This window comes from Microbulbifer sp. ALW1, assembly GCF_009903625.1.
GTDB lineage: Bacteria > Pseudomonadota > Gammaproteobacteria > Pseudomonadales > Cellvibrionaceae > Microbulbifer.
The window spans coordinates 3,702,635-3,720,691 of record NZ_CP047569.1; the positions used below are offsets into that span (position 1 = coordinate 3,702,635).

An 18,057-nucleotide genomic window follows, 5' to 3' on the forward strand; every position below is an offset into this window, starting at 1 on the left:
AGGTGCGGAAAGGACACGGCCTGTGCGATGGATTATGAGTTTAAGGAGAGTATGGGGTGACCGGAACGGCCACCCCGAATGGTCGATCGACGGAAATCAGTCTTCCTTAAGCTCGACTTCCCAGTCCTTCATCAGGTTGCGGGCTTCTTCATCCTTGAACAGCTCCAGGCGGGACTTGATGATACGGCGCGGGAAATAGTTGTTTTCCACATCGGTATCGGCCGTTTCCCAGTTGGGATCCAGCACCACGGACTTCAATACTTTGTCTTTGCCGCGCACCAGCATTTTGGACGTCTTCTGGGCATTGCGCGTCCAGATTTCTGCCGGGATACGCAGGGTTTCGCTGCTGCCGTCCTCATAGTCCAGCTTCAGGATCAGCGGCATCACCAGGCCACCGATATTGCTGAAGTCCAGCACGTAAACGTTGCTCTCCACCTTCAGCAGGTCTTTTTCCCAATCCTTGAGACCTTCGACCATACCCTGGTACTTGTTGCGGTCAGCATTGGATACATCGAACTCGTCGTGCTCGTTATAGAAATCCGACAGTTCCGGCTTGCCGTCCACGATACGGGTCAGGTTATTCGCACGGTTTTTACGCTTGGTAACCGTTTCCGGCTCCCGCTCGAACTGGTCACGTTTCCACGGATTTTCGATTTCCGGGTTCTTGGTGCCTACGTTGTAGTGCTTCACCCCGTCCAGGCTGATATCCACGTGGTCAGTGGTGTAGAACCAGCCGCGCCAGAACCAGTCCAGATCCATGCCGGACGCATCTTCCATGGTGCGGAAGAAATCCGCCGGCATCGGGCGTTTGAACTTCCAGCGCTGGGCGTATTCGCGGAAGGCGAAATCGAACAGCTCACGGCCCATGATAGATTCGCGCAGGATATTCAGCGCAGTAGCAGGCTTGCCGTAGGCGTTATTGCCGAACTGCAGAATGGATTCCGAATTGGTCATGATCGGAACCTGGTTCTCGCTCTTCATGTAATCCACAATCTTGCGCGCATCGCCGCGACGGGAAGGATATTTTTCTTCCCACTCCTGCTCCGCCAGGAACTGTACGTAGGTGTTCAGGCCTTCGTCCATCCAGGTCCACTGGCGCTCATCGGAGTTCACAATCATCGGGTAGTAGTTGTGGCCTACCTCGTGAATGATGACGGAGATCAGGCCGTATTTGGTGCGGCGGGAATAGGTGCGCTTCTCGCGATCCTCTTCATCGATCTCCGGACGCGGACCGTTGAAGGTGATCATCGGGTATTCCATACCGCCCACAGGGCCGTTTACGGAAATGGAGGTCGGATAGGGGTAATCGAAGCTGTAGCGGTTGTACACATCCATGGTGTGGATGATGGACTCGGTGGAATACTTGTCCCACAGGGGCGTGCCTTCTTCCGGGTAGAAGGACATCGCCATGGTGTCGGTGCCGCCCTTCTTGTAACCCTGGGCATCCCACAGGAACTTACGCGAGGAAGCCCAGGCGAAGTCACGCACATTTTCCGCTTCAAACACCCAGGTCTTGCGGCCGCTGGCGCGATCTTTTTCGTTTTCCAGCGCTTCTTCTTTGGTGACGATCATCACCGGCTTCTTCGCGGTACGCGCTTTTTCCAGGCGCGCACGCTGCTGGCGGGTCAGTACATCGCCCGGATTCTGCAGTACACCGGTGGAGGCAACAATATGGTCTGCGGGGACCTCGATGGCCACGCGGTAGTCGCCAAACTCCAGCGCAAACTCTCCGCGACCGAGGAACTGCTTGTTCTGCCAGCCGCTGACATCGTTGTAGGCGGCCATGCGCGGGAACCACTGCGCAATCTCATACAGGTAGTTGCCATCGCGCTCGAAGAACTCGTAGCCGGAACGGCCACCCAGGGCCTTCTGCTCGATGATGTTGTATTCCCAGTCCACCCGGAAAGACACACTGTCGCCAGACTTCAGCGGTTGCGGCAGGTCGATGCGCATTCCGGTATCGACGATGGTGTGGCGCAGGTCGCGGCCCTTGGCATCCGCAACTTTGGTGATCTGGTAGCCACCATCAAATTCTGCGGAAACCACTTCGCGACGGAAGCTGCCGAAAGGAATGGTATCCGGGGCAATAGACTCCACATCTACCGGTGCCGCCAGGTTGCCGGAAGAATTCGGCTTGAAGCGGTTCTGGTCCAGCTGCAGCCACAGGTAGCGCAGGGTATCCGGGGAGTTGTTCTGGTAAGTGATGGTCTCGGACGCGGTGATGCGCTGCTTGTCATCGTCCAGGGAGACTTTGATGTCGTAGTCTGCCTGCTGCTGCCAGTAGGCGTGGCCCGGGGCACCGGACGCGGCGCGGTAGGTATTCGGGGTAGGCAGCAGCTCTTCCAACTGTCGGAACTTGTCACCGGTGACATTGAGGGGGTCAGCGGCCAGTGCCACAGTGCTGACACTGATGCCGATACCGACATTGACGAAGACCGCTCCAAGGCGGCGGCAGATCGAAATTACGTTCATGAGGTGGCGCCATTCACACTTATAATGATAAATAGCGCGCCATTTTAGCAGCCAAGCCGTGACCGTCGATTCAGCCACCTGCAGGTCAACGTACCAGGGGCTCACCTTGTCCCATTGCCCATAGCGGCAATTATCAGCACTAACCCCATTTGGAATCCGGGTAACCCCACCCTATCAATGGCCTGATAAAGGCAATTTGGGGAATACCATGCGGTTTGCCAGCAGGAGTCTGATACCCGGCATTCAGAAACCCGGGAATCACAGAAAGCGCCAGCTACTGGCACTTGTCGCCGCACTCGCCGCGAGCAGTGCACTGGCCCAGCAACCGGGGCCCTTTACGGCCAACGACTTCCAGTTTTCGAGCCCCTCGGGGCAGCGGCAAATCCCCCCTCACCTGTACGGCCCCGACCTGGACGGCGGCACCCCGTCGGAAATCGCCCTCAGCGCTGGTATGGTTCGCACACGCCTGCAAAAACTGGGCTTTCACTCGTTTAGCAACATCTACTTCCGCAACGGCTACTGGAATGTGGTCGCCTACCACGGCAATAAAAAACGCCAGCTTACGGTGCACCCGGAAACTGGCGTTTTGCGTTCCGACAAACCCTACTGCAACAACCGCTGTAACCGCTACCAGATCAGTGACGAGTTCTGAGTAGCAATCAGGCCACTAGCCGTCCGCGGCAATAGCCACCAGCAGATCGCTGAAGGCACTGTTGGCCGCAATGGACGCCGACTCCTGCATGGTGTGGTAGCCGGTGGTGGGAATCTGCAAAGTGGTGCCCTGCACAAACCCGGCAGAGGCGGAAACGATCCGCCCCAATTCGGTACTGCCGAGGGATTGCGGCTCCTGCCCCTCGGCCACCGCCATTCGGTTTTGCGCCTCGATATAAGTGTCTTTGTAGCTGTAACTGATGCCCTGCGATTCGCACAGGGCCGCCAGGCGCTCGGTGGTCTCTGTGTGGAAAGTCGCGTTGGCGTCCCGCCGGCGAAGAACCACCTGCTGCTCGTCTGCACTGTCCCGATCCGGATAGGGACTGGTATCCACCACGATCAGTTTTTCAGTACCGCCGTTAAAGCGCCGGAACCATTCCAGCAGGTAGCGCCAGCTACTGCCGGACTCTTCCTGAGCGGTAAAAAATGCAGTGCCCTGGAAGCCGAGGGCGTAGAGATGCACCAGGTGCGCGGCGGTCAGCACGTTATCCAGTTGGGCGCTCAGGATGCCGTCGGCAATTTTAAGGCGATCGGTAAAGGCCACCGGGGTACCCGCAACCACATGTTCCAGCCCCGCCACTTCAAAAATCAGGTTGTTGCGGTAACCACACACATAAGCGCGGCGGATGGTGCCGGAACCAAAGTAGGAACCGGACCAGGGCTCATAGGCGGTCACCGACACGCCCTGAAAGCGGTCGACGATTTTCGTCATCAGCTTTTCAGATACGGAGTTGCCCAGCAGGTCCGAACGGCGCCCGGACACAAAGGCGGCGTACTGGAATTCATTGGGGCCGGTGCAGATCAGGCCGTGGCGATCGATATGCGCGGAGAATTTGGCACTGTGCGGGCGCTGCCCCTGGGCAACCAGAAGCCCCTCGTACCAGGTGACGTGCGCCCCGCGCTCCTCCAGCTCCCGCTGTAATACCCGGAAAAAAGAGTGCTCGGCGCCCACCACACTGGGGCTGCGCACCAGCAGTTTGAGCAAATCGATAAACTGTTCAGACTGTTGCATAGCTGTGCATTTCTCCACGCCGAACCGCCGGCGGTTTCGGCGCGAGTATAGCCAGCAAAAACCACTGCCTGCGACTGTTATTTGAGCTGACGCTGCAGAAAATCCGCGACCCGCTCGGCCGTGGGATTGAACCAGGGCTGGAACAACCAGAACGGGTGCGGCGAGTCGTCGTGCGTCACCACTTCGCTGGGGATATCGTGCACAGCAAGCCGCGCGATGTACTGGTCCCGACCGGCGTGAAAGCGCGGATGACTGCTGTTGATAAACAGCGTTGGTGGCGAGCCCGCGCCGGCGTATTCCAGCGGCGATGCCTGCCGCCACAGATCCGGCACCTCTTCAAAGCGCCCGCCAAACCAGGCGCCAGCCGCGGACGGGTTTTTGCGCGGATCATTTTCGAATTTCAACGCCATGGGCGTAATGAAGCTGACAACGCCATCCAGGTTGACGATCGCCTGTACGGAATCACGGCCCCGGCTCGGTACGGTGGCGAAGGCCTCCATCCCCGGCGTCACCCCCACCAGGGTCGCCATCTGCGCCCCGGACGAAGCCCCGAGCACCGCAATGCGCGCGGGATCAATGCCGTACTTGTCAGCGTTGAGACGCAGCCAGCCGAGGGCAGACTTCAGATCCTGCATGCCAGCCGGATATTGGGCCTCCAGAGAAAGCCGGTACTCCACCGTGGCGGTAACGAAGCCCCGATTTGCCAAGTAGATCGCCATGGGCTCCTGCAAGGTGCGATTGCCCGAGCGCCAGCCACCGCCGTGAACCAGCAATACCGCCGGCTGCAAGGCCGCCCCCACCGAAGGCAGAAACAGATCCAGGTGCAGGGCCCGCTCATCGGATTCAATCCGCCGGTATACCAGGTTGCGCCGTACCTGAGTGCCTGCTGCCGGCTCTACCCGGGCAATCTCAATCGCCGGATACTGCTTATGCGCCTTTGCAAAGGCCGAATTTACGTTGAACGAATCATCCACCGGAAAGCGCTTCCCGGCGCTCGCCACAGGCGGCAGCAGGAGCAGAACCAGCAGCAGGGCAATCACCGGCAAGGTGCTCCACTGAAGCACGAGTCTCCAGCAAAAAGGGGACTGCTGCAGTACCGGCGGCTCTGCCGGGCAATGCCCCGGGGAATTGGCTCTGAGACTGCATTCAGGCAAGACTCGCCCTCCTTCTACCTATAGCTACCTATAGCGCCGCCGCTATCGGCGGAGCGCTCAACGACCAGAAACCGGTAAACCATCGCAAATACCGGCCTTACCAAAAACGCGTAAACGCCGATATTAACACAGCAAAAGCGCCGCAAAGACCGCCACTATCGCGCCAAATCGCGGCCCGTCCCCATTGCCACTGGGCGCCACTGCTACTATTACGCCGCGGCGCCTCTTTTAATGGTTAATTAATGGTTAATCTGGCGGGTACACCATGACGCTCTCCGACCGTCGCCTGGTGATCGAACTCGGCGCGGTTCTGATCATCAAGCTTGCTCTGATCACCTTGATCAAAATCCATTACTTCAGTCCGGATCCCGAGCAGGCGGCCCCCGTCCCGGCGCACTTTTTCCCCCGATCGATTGAAGAGTCGGCAGAGTCCACAGTACCGGTAATCGAAACGACGACCAAAACAAGCAACAGCAATACCCAAGGCCAAAACACGGATCGCCATGACAAGGAGCGTTAAGTGATCGATGAAGCCGTTGTCGACTTATCCCGGCTGCAGTTTGCCCTCACGGCCCTGTACCACTTTCTCTTTGTGCCCCTCACCCTCGGGCTGTCCTTCCTGCTGGCCATCATGGAGTCCTGCTATGTCCTGACGGGTAAAACCATCTACCGGGACATGACCAAGTTCTGGGGCAAGCTGTTCGGCATCAATTTTGCGCTGGGCGTCACCACCGGGCTGACCATGGAATTCCAGTTCGGGACCAACTGGAGTTATTACTCCCACTATGTGGGGGATATTTTCGGGGTTCCGCTGGCCATTGAAGGACTGATGGCCTTTTTCCTGGAATCCACCTTTATCGGCCTGTTCTTTTTTGGCTGGGATCGATTAACCAAGGTGCAACACCTGATCTGCACCTGGCTGGTGGCCATCGGCTCCAATCTGTCGGCGCTGTGGATTCTGATCGCCAATGGCTGGATGCAGCACCCCATCGGCGCGGAGTTCAATTTCGAATCCATGCGTATGGAACTGGCGAGCTTCAGCGATGTGCTGTTCAACCCTGTGGCACAGGTGAAGTTTGTGCATACAGTGGCCGCGGGTTATGTCACTGGCGCCATGTTTGTGCTCAGCGTGTCTTCTTACTATCTACTGAGAAAACGGGACATTCCCTTCGCCCGCCGCTCCTTTGCGGTGGCGGCGAGCTTCGGGCTGGCATCCATCCTGTCCGTGATCGTGCTGGGTGACGAAAGCGGCTATACCGTGGGGGATGTACAGAAGGTCAAACTCGCCGCGGTAGAGGCCGAATGGGAAACCCAGACGCCGCCGGCGTCTTTCACCCTGTTTGCCCTTCCGGACCAAGAGGAAAAGAAAAACCACTGGGAAATCAAAATTCCCTGGGCGCTGGGCCTGATCGCCACCCGCTCCCTCAGTGAGGAAGTGGTCGGTTTCGACCGCATCATTCCAGAAAATGAAAAACGGATTCGCCGCGGCATGCAGGCCTATGCCCTGCTCGAGCAATTACGCGGCGGAGACACGAGCCAGGAAACCAGAAATGCCTTTGCCGACCTGCAGTACGACCTCGGCTATGGCCTGCTGTTAAAGCGTTATACAGAAAATATTACCGACGCCACCGACGAGCAAATCCAGCAGGCCGCCGAGCATTCGATTCCCAGAGTGGCACCGATGTTCTGGACCTTCCGCATTATGGTGGGGGCCGGGTTTGTCATGCTGTTCGTGTTTATCGCCGCCTTTATTCAATCCGCCCGCCACCGCAGCGCCGGCAGCCGTGCAGTGCTCTACGCCTGCCTCTGGTCACTGCCGCTGCCCTGGATTGCCGCCGAGTGCGGCTGGATAGTAGCGGAATACGGGCGCCAACCCTGGTCCATCGCCGAGGTGTTGCCTACCTATATGTCGGCATCGTCCATCAGCCGTGGTGAAGTGATCGGCAGCCTCACGGCAATCATTGCGTTCTACACGGCCCTGGCCGTGGTGGAGATCTACCTGATGCTGCGCTTTACCCGGCTCGGCCCTTCGAGCCTTGGCACCGGCAAATACCACTTTGAAACACCGGCAAAAAAGCCGCCGCTACAGGCCTGACGCAGCAAGGGGATTCGCCATGGATTACGAGACGCTGAAACTCATCTGGTGGGCACTGATCGGGGTATTGCTGATCGGCTTCGCAGTCACCGACGGATTCGACATGGGTGTGGGCATGCTACTGCGGGTGATCGGCAAAACCGACATGGACCGGCGTGTCATGATCAATACCGTAGGCCCGCACTGGGAAGGCAACCAAGTGTGGTTTGTCACCGCTGGCGGCGCCATTTTCGCCGCTTGGCCAATGGTGTATGCGGCCGCGTTTTCAGGGCTCTATACCGCGCTGATCATTACTTTGTGCGCGCTCTTCTTTCGCCCAGTAGGCTTTGATTACCGCTCCAAGGTCGACGACCCGCGCTGGCGCAACATGTGGGACTGGGGGCTGACCATTGGCGGCCTGGTACCACCACTGATTTTTGGCGTCGCTTTCGGCAACTTGATGCTGGGTTTGCCATTTGAACTGGATAGCCTGCTGCGCCCCAGTTATCACGGTTCCTTCTGGGCATTGCTGACGCCCTTTGCACTGATTTGCGGTCTGTTGTCGGTGGCTATGCTGGCGATGCACGGCGGCACCTGGCTGCAGATGAAAACCCGCGGCCTGTTGCACACCCGAGCCCAGAGAGTGACCCAGCTTTGCGCCCTCGCGGTGATCGTGCTGTTCCTGCTGGCCGGTATCTGGCTGCTGCTCGGTATCGACGGTATGCACATCGTCGACAGCAAACCCCTGGGGGATAAAATCAATCCGTTGATGAAAACCGTGGCTTACGGAAATAGCGGCTGGCAAGCCAACTATCAGGCGTTCCCGCTGCTTTGGATGATTCCCGTGCTGGGTGTTCTGATGGCCGCCGCCACCTGGCTTTGCTCCCGAAGTGAAAGTCCGCTGGCGTTTGTTGCCAGCGCCCTGAGTATTACCTGCATCATCCTCACCGCCGGTATTGCCCTGTTTCCCTTTGTCATGCCCTCTTCCCGCGATCCCAATGTGAGCCTCACCATGTGGGATGCCACCTCCAGTGAACTCACTCTGGGGCTGATGTTTGCGGCCGCGGTCATCTTTATACCCATCATTCTGCTCTACAACATCTGGTGCTACCGCAAGATGTTCGGGCGGGTCACCAGGGAATATATCGAAGACAACTCTCACAGCAGTTATTGAACGCAGCTACTGGCAGCTACTTAGAAGAAATCGCGCGACAAGCGCATCGAGGAGAGAATCACATGTGGTATTTCGCGTGGATACTGGGGGTTATGCTGGCCTGCTCGTTTGCCGTGGTGAACGCCCTGTGGCTGGAGGTGACCGAAGATATGGACCGCCGCGAGACAGAATTTGAATCCGAATAACTTCAAAAATGAGGAATGGAGTCCCACGGAAAACCCCGCCGCTCCACCATCCATGAAAGCGCTGAGAATCGCCACATTTATTGCGGCATTACTGGTCAGTCTGCTGATCACTTTCTGGCCGCCACTGCTGTACAAAAGCGGCCAGGCACCGAGCCACAGCCTGACCAGCCTGTTACTGCTGGGGCTCTGTGTCGGAGTCGTTTACGGTTCCGGAATACTCAGCAAGACCCCGCGCAACTGGCAACTCGGCTGCGCCCTGCTCGCGTGGGTCTCACTGCTGGTGATCGGCTGGCTGGCACTGCCCGGTTGAAAGCAATTGCCAGCCATGTGAGTCAGTGCTCCGCCTCGCCCTTGTCCGTCTGGAGCGACTCCTCAATCGGCGCCCGCCGCAGAATCATAAACCCTGAAATACCGGCAATAATCGAGGCCAAGAGCACACCGGCCTTGGCCTGAATCAACATCTCCAGCTCACCTTCAAAGGCCAGCTCGGCAATAAAGATCGACATGGTGAAGCCGATACCACCCAGAAAAGCCACACCGATGATGTGGTGAAAGGTTGCCGACTTGGGCAGTTCGCCCCAGCCCATCTTCCAGCCAATCCAGGTCGCCCCCACAATACCGATCAGCTTGCCAAACACCAGACCACAGATCACACCCAGGGTTAACGGGTTGAACACGGCCTCAGTACTGGTAAAGCTGTCGATGGGCAGCCCGGCATTGGCCAGAGCAAATATCGGCACCACGATAAATGCCACCGGCGTGTGCAGCCGTGTCTCCATCCGCTGCAGCGGCGACTGCACCAGGTGAATACCATTGTCCAACGCGGTCACCCGCGCCCGCAGGGCATCGTTGGCGATGATCTTGTCGCCGGGGCGGAAACAGCGGTCGAAGCTGCGGATGATGTCTTTCACAAAGGTACTGAACGCAACGGGATCGTATTTCGGCCGCGCGGGAATAGCCATGGCGGTAATCACCCCCGCCAGCGTGGCATGGACGCCAGTGACGTAGAGCGCGTACCAGAGCAGGATCCCCACAAAGATATAACCAGCCGCCCGGCGCACACCAGCAACCTTGAGCAGCCAGAGCACACCTACCAAGGCGCAGGCGGCAATCAGGGCCGTCGTATTGACGCTCTCGGTATACCACACCGCGATCACGATAATCGCTCCGAGGTCGTCCACGATCGCCAGCGCCACCAGAAAAGTCACTACCGCTCGCGGTACCCGATTCCCCAGGATGGCGATACAACCCACGGCGAAGGCAATATCCGTGGCCATGGGAATACCCCAGCCACGCTCTGACGGCGTGCCGCCATTCAGCAAAAAGAAAATAAACGCCGGCACCACCATACCGCCAATGGCGGCCATCACCGGTAAAACCGCGTGTTTCAGCTCCGACAGCTCCCCCACCAAGAACTCTCGCTTGAGCTCAAGTCCCACCAACAGGAAGAAGATGGCCATCAGGCCATCGTTGATCCAGTGGTGAAAGGTCATCGACAACGACCAGTCGCCAAAGTTGTAACTGACCGGCAGGTGCAGCAGGTGCTTGTACCACTCCTGCCAGGGGGAGTTGGCAATGATCATCGCCAGCACGGCGCACGCCATCAGCAGCAGGCCACTGCTGCTCTGGCGGTGTATGAATTCTTCAAAGGGCGTAACCAGACGGCCAAACGCGTTTTCCAGCGGGGCTTCAAATACCTTGCCCTTGCGTATCCTGAACTTGCTCAGCACATTTTTTGCCATCTAACCCCAACTCCTGTTATTCACTTCGGCTATGAAATTTTCCAATTCCCGACCCCCGGGGGGAAGATTTGCAACGCCGGTCGCGGAATCTTCCCTGTTTGGAGGCCAGAGGTTAGCATGGCAGGCATTCCCACCTCCACGACCGTCAAACCCTCGACCGTAAACTATAGTGCCAACCATGACCCGTCTCGACCTGTTATTAGTCCAGCAACAACTGGCAAGTTCCCGCACCCACGCCCGCAAACTGGTGGATGCCGGCCGGGTGCTGCTGCGTGACGGCCACAGCTGGCGGCCGGCAACCAAGGCCAGCCAGTCGCTCAGTGAAGATACCCAGCTCAAGGTCGAGCCACTACCGGAAGACCAGTATGTTTCCCGCGCCGGCCTGAAATTGGCGGGCATTCTCGATCACACAGGGCTGAGTCCTGCGGGGTGGAACGCACTGGATGTAGGCTGCTCTACTGGCGGATTTAGCGACTGTCTTCTGCAGCGCGGCGCGGAGCAAGTTGTGGGAATCGACGTGGGCCACGACCAGCTGGCCAAGCCCCTGCGCCTGGACCCGCGCATGCATTTGTTTGAAGGCATTAACGCCCGCCACCTGACCGCAGAACAGATTTCGCCCTTCGCCGATCACGGCTTTGACGCCATTGTCATGGATGTTTCGTTTATATCCCAGGCACTGATACTCCCCCAGCTCCCTCCCCTGCTGAAAAGTGGCGGTCATTTACTGAGCCTGGTAAAGCCACAGTTTGAAGTGGGACCAGAAGGTATCGGCAAGGGCGGACTGGTACGTGACCCTGCGCTTTACCAAGGGGTTCAGGAAAAAATTTGTGCGCTCTGTGCGCAACTGGGGCTGACCATCAGGGACTACATCGAAAGCCCCATCAAAGGTGGCGACGGCAACAGGGAGTTTCTGCTCTGGGCGCAGAAATAAGTGACGGAAAAATGGCCTACAGGATCGTTTCCAGCTTGGCTTTAAAGCCCGTTCTGGCGACCTCTGTGGGTGACGTACGACGCATGGGTCGCAGAACCAGGTTGCCCTGGCAGTTCGGGCAGATAGAACGCAGCTCTTCTACACAGCTTGGACAGAAGGTGCACTCGTAAGAGCAGATAAAGGCTTGATCGGAAAGGCCGAGCTTTGCGCTGCAACGTTCGCAGGCAGATTTCATCTTCAGCATTTTGATCCTTCTAGACTACTTACCAGATAACTCTGGGGGCTTGATAACTCTGGGGGTCGAAAACTCTGCGTGTGAGCTGAACCGCCAATGACCTCTTGGCATTCAACATCTCACACCGACTGCCAGGTACTTACTCCCAAAAGCAAGCGCCCCACAAACAAGCGACTTCTGAACAAGCGCTACACCGCATCCATTAAACCGCAAGGGTACGGCGTGCGTTTTGACGAAATCTGGGAGTACAACGCCAGAAGTTGTCAGCTTATTCTGCGTCTACCTGCTTGTCGGTACGCGCAGCCATAATGAAGTCGTTCTTGTGCAGGCCGCCCGCCTCGTGACTCCACCAGGTGACTGTCACCTTGCCCCACTCAGTGAGCAGCGCCGGGTGATGCCCCACTTCTTCCGCGATTTCACCCACGCGATTGGTAAACGCCAGCGCCTGCTTGAAATTGCGGAACTTGAAGACCCGCTCAAGCTGCATGACGCCATCACGGACCTCCGGGGTCCAGTCGGGGATTTCCCGGATCAGCGCCGCCAGTTCCTCATCGGAAACCAGTGGTGCATCGGCCCTGCAGGCTTCACAGGCCTGAGCTGCGAGTTCTGTCATACCTGACTCCTCTAACATACAGATTTCAGTGGATTGAATCGTGGCACTCGGCCACAAATTCCGGTTTTGCCACTTTAGCGGCCACCCGGATGTGAAACAAGGCGACGTGGATCACACAAAATAATTGCCGGATCAAGCGATAACTATAAGTCGACTGTGCTAGTTTTTGGCCATATCCCCTTACAAATTTGAGAGTGAAAATGAAGCAACTGCTGACCGTGCTGGTAGCGTCGATAGCCCTGAGCGCCTGCGGCGAGAAAAACCCGGAACCCGGCGACTCCCCTGCCCAAGACGCCGGCATCAATAGCCTGTCTTCCTCTCCCGCCACGGCTGGCGCAAATACCACCGATAGTGCAGCAGCACCAAAGGCTCCAGCCGGCACAGCTGGAAAAGTGACCGCTGAACAGAAAACGTTCCAGGGCCTGAGCAATCAGATGGTCGAGCGCATGTGGCATCTTTTCCCCTCGTGGGCGATCAGCAACGGTTACTATCAGGTCGCAGAAATACTGGAAGCCCCGGACACCAATTACCGCCGCCGGGTCGTCAGCTTCGCTCGGGACTACCTCAACCAGTTCTCACGTATCAATCCAGAGAAGCTCGATAGTAATGCCCGGTCCGACCTGGCGTTGATCAACAATTTTCTGAATGAAACCATCTGGAAAATCAACGAATTCAAATCGCACGAGTGGGACCCGGCCAATTACAACGTGTCCCACGGATTCGCCCTGATACTCAACACGGAATACGCACCACTAGAAGACCGCCTGCGCAGCTTCAGTAATCGCATGCAGTCTATCCCCGCTTACTACAGCGCTGCCTCTAAATCCCTGAAGAATCCTGCCTCGCCACAGCTGATACTGGCGATTCAGCAGAACGAGGGCGCCCAATCGGTGTTCGGACCGGAACTGGAGAAAACGCTGCAGGAAAGCAGTTTGTCCGACAATGAAAAGGAACTATTCCTATCGAGACTGAAAAGCAGTCGCGCTGCGATCGACGACTACATCACCTACCTGCAAACCCTGCACGCGAAAATGGAAAAGGCAGACAGCTTTCACGATTTTCGAATCGGTGAAAAGCTGTATGAAGAAAAATTCCGCTATGACATCCAGATCGGCATGAATGGCCGGGAGCTCTATGACCGCGCCATGCGGGAAAAAGACCGCCTGCAATTAGAAATGGATGAACTGGCCGATAAACTTTGGCCCAAATACTTCCCGGATGAAAAGCGCCCCAAAGACATTCTTGAAAAAATATCCCAGGTATTGGAAAAACTGTCCGAACACCACGCCACCAAAGAAACCTTCAAAGCCGCCGTAGAAGAGCAAATCCCGGAACTGGTGGCCTTCGTCAACGAAAAAGATCTGCTTTCACTGGATCCGGAAAAGCCACTAGTCGTGCGAACCACCCCGCCCTACATGCGCGGATTTGCCGTTGCCTCCATCAATGCGCCCGGCCCTTACGACAAAAACGCGAATACTTACTACAACGTTATGCCAGTGGATGAGCTACCGGACGACCGTGCCGACAGCTTTCTGCGAGAATACAACAGCTATTTAATGCAGATTCTGAATATTCATGAAGCCATCCCCGGCCATTACACCCAACTGGTCTACGCCAACCAGTCCCCCAGTCTAATCAAAAACATTCTCGGCAACGGCGCCATGATTGAGGGCTGGGCGGTTTATACAGAACGTATGATGCTGGAGGCCGGCTACGGCGATTTCTCCCCCGAGCTCTGGATGATGTATTACAAGTGGAACCTGCGCACTGTGGTCAACACGATCCTGGACTATTCCATTCAGGTGAAAGGCATGACCGAGCCACAGGCTATGGACTTACTGATGAAACAAGGCTTCCAGCAGAAAACAGAAGCCGCAGGAAAATGGCGTCGCGCTACACTGAGCCAGGTGCAGCTGACCAGCTATTTCGCAGGCTATATGGACATCATGGCCCTGCGGGATGAAATCAAAGAAAAACTCGGAGACAAATTTAATCTCAAGCAGTTTCACGAAGAATTTTTGAGCTACGGCAATGCGCCGGTTCCGGTCATTCGGGAATTAATGCTGGCGAAAATTGCGGGTAAGAGCTGATCCATCGTACCGAGCTATTTATCCGCGGCATTCCTTTTGCTTGATGTCGCGAATAAAAGCACGCCCAAAATCCGGACTCGCTGACTGCAAGCGATTCCCGAAAACTAGCTCTTAGCATCTAACTCGCGCTGTGCGTCCATGTACGCTCTACGACTTGCGTCTTCGCAATGCTTGGCATTCGTCTGTCGCTCACGAGCGCTTACCGATGCAGACGAGTAATTATTCTGACACCACTCAGGGCTCTTTCTCTCAGGGAAAGGCTCGGTCGGCGCCTGTGCACTTGCCAAAGAACTGGAATTGGAACAACCGGCAATCGTCGCCACGAGAGATAAGATGCCAATGAAAAACTTCAGATTTTGCATACCCTTTCTCCTTACAACTGAAAAACTACAAGCGACCGCACGAAAGTTGCATAAAGTAAACTGACCTGCCAAGGGCCGAAGACTTGAGGAGAATGCCTACTTTTTAAGCGCCCACCAGAACCGAAGATAGATACAATGACAAAATAAGGCCCCAAATAAACAATACGGCTATATGCAACAATCGATCCATTGACCATTTTCCGTCCACCACCACACCTATAAAGTCCTGTATCGAGCTTGGGTAGTACTCTTTGAAAGAACAAAAACCAGACCATAATCCGATCAGTATGATAGATACAATTAACAACCAAAATTCCCGCGCATTTTCAGACAATGATTGGTAACCAGAGCCAGGGGAGCCAAATTTAAAAGGAAGTACTATTTCTCCCGCATTCACACCATACGTAGCGTATGCTATTGCAGCCACCCCAATTCCCAGGTCAATTTTTGAGATTTTTTTCTTTGCTGTCATTTATTTAACAATTAACTCAAAATATGGTGGGAACTTAACGTACTGCCTGTGATTGTTAGTGTTGTACCACCGCAATATCCATTGTAACCACCCAACCATCAGCACCTAGGTTTTCACAAACGAGACCAGATAGATTGCAGTTTTTCAGATCGGAAATAAGGTACTTTTTACTAGGCGAACCATTGCTCCGCACGACAATGTACTCTTCAAATTTTAAGAGATCCGATTGTTTCCGGCAGAATCTATCTCCACCATACAATAAGCACTCACTTGTACTTCCGTATTCTCTGCCCCAGTTTTGGTCAATAGTTACGACAACTTTGCCGTTTGATCTGCGGACTTGAGCAATCTCCGGTAGCTCATTGCCATCTTTATCTTCAAATGAAACGTTAATTTCTTCCTCAGGCAGACTTGGCTGACGTATGTCGATCTGAAGCTTTCCGTAGGCGATCATAAAGCCATCTTCTGTAGTTGTTTCTGTTACAACCACACAAGCAGAAAGAAATACTGTTAATAAAATTACGATTATCTTCATTATTCTCGAACACTAACGCCCAGCGCAGGCGCAGCCAGCGCGGAGCGCATTTTGTGTTAATGTTTGAGCGCCAGCGAGTAACACAAAAGGTGCGTAGCGTTGGCTGTCGCTCTGCCGCTGCTTGTTAAGTGCCAGCTCCAAAGTACCATAACGAAGCAAATAATAGAGAGCCAACTACGACTTGCCCTAGTAGCCACTCAAGTAGGAGGACTCCTGCCACACCACCGTTTTTATAGCGAGTTACAACAAATTTATGGTACGCAGCTCCCATGACTCCAAAAACCAGAAAGACGATGATCAAGTACACAATCGCTGAAGCCTCCAAGAATGCACTTAGAGATAAAGCAACCACAACGATTGCAGGCAAAGTAGCCACAGCCTCAACAATTTTTGATTCTACCTTCAATATTAACTACCAGACTCCATAGAGCACTTAACGCCGCGAGCAGCGGCAGCTTACTTTGCACACTTTATGCGCGAAACTGGGAGCGAAGCGACCCGCGCATAAAGTGCGCAAAGTAAGCTGTCCGGTGGAGGCCCGCAGGGCCGGAAGGGACTTAACCCGCTTTTGCACACACCTAGTTGTTAGCAATTGATTTTACACTCGAATTCTTGAGGTGAAACATACCCAATAGACGAATGCGACCTCTGACTGTTGTAGTAGCGCATATATTCGGTCACCGTCGATCTTAGCTGTTTTTCAGAATCGAAGACTTGGCGCTTAATACGCTCTATTTTAAATTGGTGAAAGAACGACTCAATGAATGCGTTGTCATTCATGTTCTTTACTCGATTCATGCTTTGACTGATCCCATACCGCCGCAGTCGCTCACGATATTGACCCGACAAGTACTCGCTACCACGGTCAGAGTGAAAGATTAGCTCAGGGTGATGTCCACGGTTTCGCACCGCCCTATTAATGCTGGACAGTGTCAGCGACGCATCCCTCCTATCACTCAGGGACCAGGAGACAACCTTCCTACTGTAGCGATCCATGACTACCGACAGATACTGCCAGCTACCATCTCTGAGCTTTATATAAGTAACATCACCCACCCATAGCTGGTTCGGGCGCGTCAGCTCGATGCCTTCTATCTTGCACTGGATTCCATAAATATGCCTGTAAGTACCGGGCCTAGCCGTGTAGATCCTTGATTTTACGGCCTTGAGACCGTGATTTCGCATGATTCTAGCCACACGTTTTTGACCAACGTTTATACCCTTCTTTTTCAGCTCTTGGGTAATTTTTGGACTACCGTAGCAGCCATCATGTCGGTTAAAAATCGATCTTATATGTACAAACAGCTCACTATCTTCTTGCCGGCGCTCACATACACCACGGCGGCGCCAAGAGTTGTAACCATCACGGGTCACGTCATAGATCCGGCACATCATTGCAATACTGTGCTTCTCGCGGTTTAGATCTATGAACTCGAAGATCTCCCTTTTTGTTGCAAAGAGAACTGGATGGCTTTTTTTAAAAGGGCATGCTCTTCCTGGAGCAGGTTATGCTCCCGCTCAAGCTTCCTGAGACGTTTCAGCTCTGATTTAACCTCAGGATCTATCTGTATATTTTTCTTCTTGGCCATGATCTGCCCCCGTCGCATCTCCATGCGCCAACGATAAAGCATCACTTCATGGATATCGAGGGCTTCAGCCACGTGCTTGGCTAGAACACCAGGAATTTCGGTTAGAGAGACTGCTGTCGCTTTGAAATCATCGTCGTAGCGGTTGTAGTGCTTTCTGCGTGCCATTTGACACCTCCACGTCAGTTAGATGGAGGTGTGTGCAAAAGCGGGTTAGGTTCCGAACGAACTGCCTCGCTTTGTTAAAAACCGGGGGCTAAATCTGAAACCGCTTTGTGCCAGTACGCCTAAGCCGGACGAAATAAGTTGCTGTACCCGCCATAAACCATGTCAAAAATATTGTAACCCATACCGGAAACCATGACTTTAAGGCGAGTGCGTAGATTACTACATATAAAAATATGCTACCTGCAGCCGCACCAATAATTGTCCCTATGAACCTTCCACCAGCTACAAGGCGAGCACCGCATTTGCGGCACAAAACTGAACCGCCCAGAAACGCAATTCGTAATTTAGTTCCTGGTTTTACGATGACGGTATTACAGTCTGGACATCTCAGGTGGTTCATAGGTTTTTAACGCCTTGCTCAGCGGCGGCTTACTTTATGCACATTTTGTGCGAAATTGGGAGGGCAGCGACCGCACCAAATGTGCATAAAGTAAGACGTCAGCTGCAGCAAATTGTTAGGTGGGTTCACTGCTCCGAAGTG

The 18,057-nt window shown here is 54.9% G+C and carries 19 protein-coding genes; 8 read left to right on the forward strand and 11 right to left on the reverse strand.

The features are described from left to right. Positions 1 to 96: 96 nt before the first annotated feature. Positions 97 to 2,472, reverse strand: coding sequence for a M1 family metallopeptidase (locus GRX76_RS15305; RefSeq protein ID WP_160154104.1), 2,376 nt, complete (start codon positions 2,470 to 2,472; stop codon positions 97 to 99). A gap of 208 nt (positions 2,473 to 2,680) precedes the next feature. On the opposite strand from GRX76_RS15305, the gene GRX76_RS15310 reads away from it, so the two are divergent. Beyond that, positions 2,681 to 3,124, forward strand: coding sequence for a hypothetical protein (locus GRX76_RS15310; RefSeq protein WP_160154105.1), 444 nt, complete (start codon positions 2,681 to 2,683; stop codon positions 3,122 to 3,124). A 15-nt stretch (positions 3,125 to 3,139) separates the two neighbouring features. Here GRX76_RS15310 and GRX76_RS15315 read toward each other — a convergent pair whose 3' ends face one another. Together GRX76_RS15315 and GRX76_RS15320 are read right to left on the reverse strand one after the other, a co-directional pair. Further along, entirely contained in the window at positions 3,140 to 4,195 is a 1,056-nt protein-coding gene (locus tag GRX76_RS15315) for a peptidase M42 (RefSeq protein ID WP_160154106.1), read from the reverse strand. 77 nt (positions 4,196 to 4,272) lie between these two features. After that, complete coding sequence (locus GRX76_RS15320; RefSeq protein ID WP_160154107.1) at positions 4,273 to 5,259, reverse strand: alpha/beta hydrolase; 987 nt, start codon at positions 5,257 to 5,259, stop codon at positions 4,273 to 4,275. Positions 5,260 to 5,614: 355 nt separating this feature from the next. On the opposite strand from GRX76_RS15320, the gene GRX76_RS15325 reads away from it, so the two are divergent. From GRX76_RS15325 to GRX76_RS15345, 5 genes are all read left to right on the forward strand, one after another. Beyond that, on the forward strand, positions 5,615 to 5,869 hold the full coding sequence (locus GRX76_RS15325) for a hypothetical protein (RefSeq protein ID WP_160154108.1): 255 nt from the start codon (positions 5,615 to 5,617) through the stop codon (positions 5,867 to 5,869). Continuing rightward, positions 5,870 to 7,444 carry a cytochrome ubiquinol oxidase subunit I gene (locus GRX76_RS15330; RefSeq protein WP_160154109.1) on the forward strand — a complete coding sequence of 525 codons (1,575 nt, stop codon included), beginning with the start codon at positions 5,870 to 5,872 and terminating at the stop codon, positions 7,442 to 7,444. A gap of 19 nt (positions 7,445 to 7,463) precedes the next feature. Then, positions 7,464 to 8,597 (forward strand): cytochrome d ubiquinol oxidase subunit II, encoded by a 1,134-nt coding sequence (gene cydB / locus GRX76_RS15335; RefSeq protein ID WP_160154110.1) that lies wholly within the window; start codon positions 7,464 to 7,466, stop codon positions 8,595 to 8,597. Positions 8,598 to 8,659: 62 nt separating this feature from the next. Beyond that, positions 8,660 to 8,782: a cytochrome bd-I oxidase subunit CydX gene (gene cydX / locus GRX76_RS15340; RefSeq protein ID WP_160154111.1), complete on the forward strand. Its 123-nt coding sequence runs from the start codon at positions 8,660 to 8,662 to the stop codon at positions 8,780 to 8,782. Positions 8,783 to 8,834: 52 nt separating this feature from the next. Continuing rightward, positions 8,835 to 9,092: a cyd operon YbgE family protein gene (locus GRX76_RS15345; protein ID WP_160154112.1), complete on the forward strand. Its 258-nt coding sequence runs from the start codon at positions 8,835 to 8,837 to the stop codon at positions 9,090 to 9,092. 22 nt (positions 9,093 to 9,114) lie between these two features. Here GRX76_RS15345 and nhaA read toward each other — a convergent pair whose 3' ends face one another. Continuing rightward, positions 9,115 to 10,524 (reverse strand): Na+/H+ antiporter NhaA, encoded by a 1,410-nt coding sequence (gene nhaA / locus GRX76_RS15350; RefSeq protein WP_160154113.1) that lies wholly within the window; start codon positions 10,522 to 10,524, stop codon positions 9,115 to 9,117. A 178-nt stretch (positions 10,525 to 10,702) separates the two neighbouring features. Between nhaA and GRX76_RS15355 the strand changes: the two genes are divergently transcribed. Further along, complete coding sequence (locus GRX76_RS15355; RefSeq protein ID WP_160155001.1) at positions 10,703 to 11,455, forward strand: TlyA family RNA methyltransferase; 753 nt, start codon at positions 10,703 to 10,705, stop codon at positions 11,453 to 11,455. Positions 11,456 to 11,471: 16 nt separating this feature from the next. Here the strand turns inward: GRX76_RS15355 and GRX76_RS15360 are convergent, their stop codons facing one another. Further along, on the reverse strand, positions 11,472 to 11,699 hold the full coding sequence (locus GRX76_RS15360; RefSeq protein ID WP_160154114.1) for a DUF1272 domain-containing protein: 228 nt from the start codon (positions 11,697 to 11,699) through the stop codon (positions 11,472 to 11,474). Between the two features lie 259 nt (positions 11,700 to 11,958). Next, a complete protein-coding gene (locus GRX76_RS15365) occupies positions 11,959 to 12,303 on the reverse strand; it encodes a 4a-hydroxytetrahydrobiopterin dehydratase (RefSeq protein ID WP_160154115.1) in 345 nt (114 codons plus the stop codon). Between the two features lie 200 nt (positions 12,304 to 12,503). Between GRX76_RS15365 and GRX76_RS15370 the strand changes: the two genes are divergently transcribed. Continuing rightward, complete coding sequence (locus tag GRX76_RS15370; protein WP_160154116.1) at positions 12,504 to 14,393, forward strand: DUF885 domain-containing protein; 1,890 nt, start codon at positions 12,504 to 12,506, stop codon at positions 14,391 to 14,393. 465 nt (positions 14,394 to 14,858) lie between these two features. Here GRX76_RS15370 and GRX76_RS15375 read toward each other — a convergent pair whose 3' ends face one another. The 5 genes from GRX76_RS15375 to GRX76_RS15395 all read right to left on the reverse strand — a co-directional run bounded on the left by GRX76_RS15375 (position 14,859) and on the right by GRX76_RS15395 (position 17,516). Next, complete coding sequence (locus GRX76_RS15375) at positions 14,859 to 15,227, reverse strand: hypothetical protein (RefSeq protein ID WP_160154117.1); 369 nt, start codon at positions 15,225 to 15,227, stop codon at positions 14,859 to 14,861. A gap of 55 nt (positions 15,228 to 15,282) precedes the next feature. Further along, positions 15,283 to 15,762, reverse strand: a complete 480-nt coding sequence (locus GRX76_RS15380) for a hypothetical protein (RefSeq protein WP_160154118.1) — start codon at positions 15,760 to 15,762, stop codon at positions 15,283 to 15,285. Between the two features lie 124 nt (positions 15,763 to 15,886). Next, entirely contained in the window at positions 15,887 to 16,168 is a 282-nt protein-coding gene (locus tag GRX76_RS15385; protein WP_160154119.1) for a hypothetical protein, read from the reverse strand. Positions 16,169 to 16,347: 179 nt separating this feature from the next. Then, positions 16,348 to 17,202, reverse strand: a complete 855-nt coding sequence (locus GRX76_RS19495) for an IS3 family transposase (protein WP_160155002.1) — start codon at positions 17,200 to 17,202, stop codon at positions 16,348 to 16,350. Then, on the reverse strand, positions 17,187 to 17,516 hold the full coding sequence (locus GRX76_RS15395) for a transposase (protein WP_236250399.1): 330 nt from the start codon (positions 17,514 to 17,516) through the stop codon (positions 17,187 to 17,189). Before GRX76_RS15395 ends, GRX76_RS19495 begins: the two co-directional genes overlap by 16 nt. Between the last annotated feature and the right edge of the window lie 541 nt (positions 17,517 to 18,057).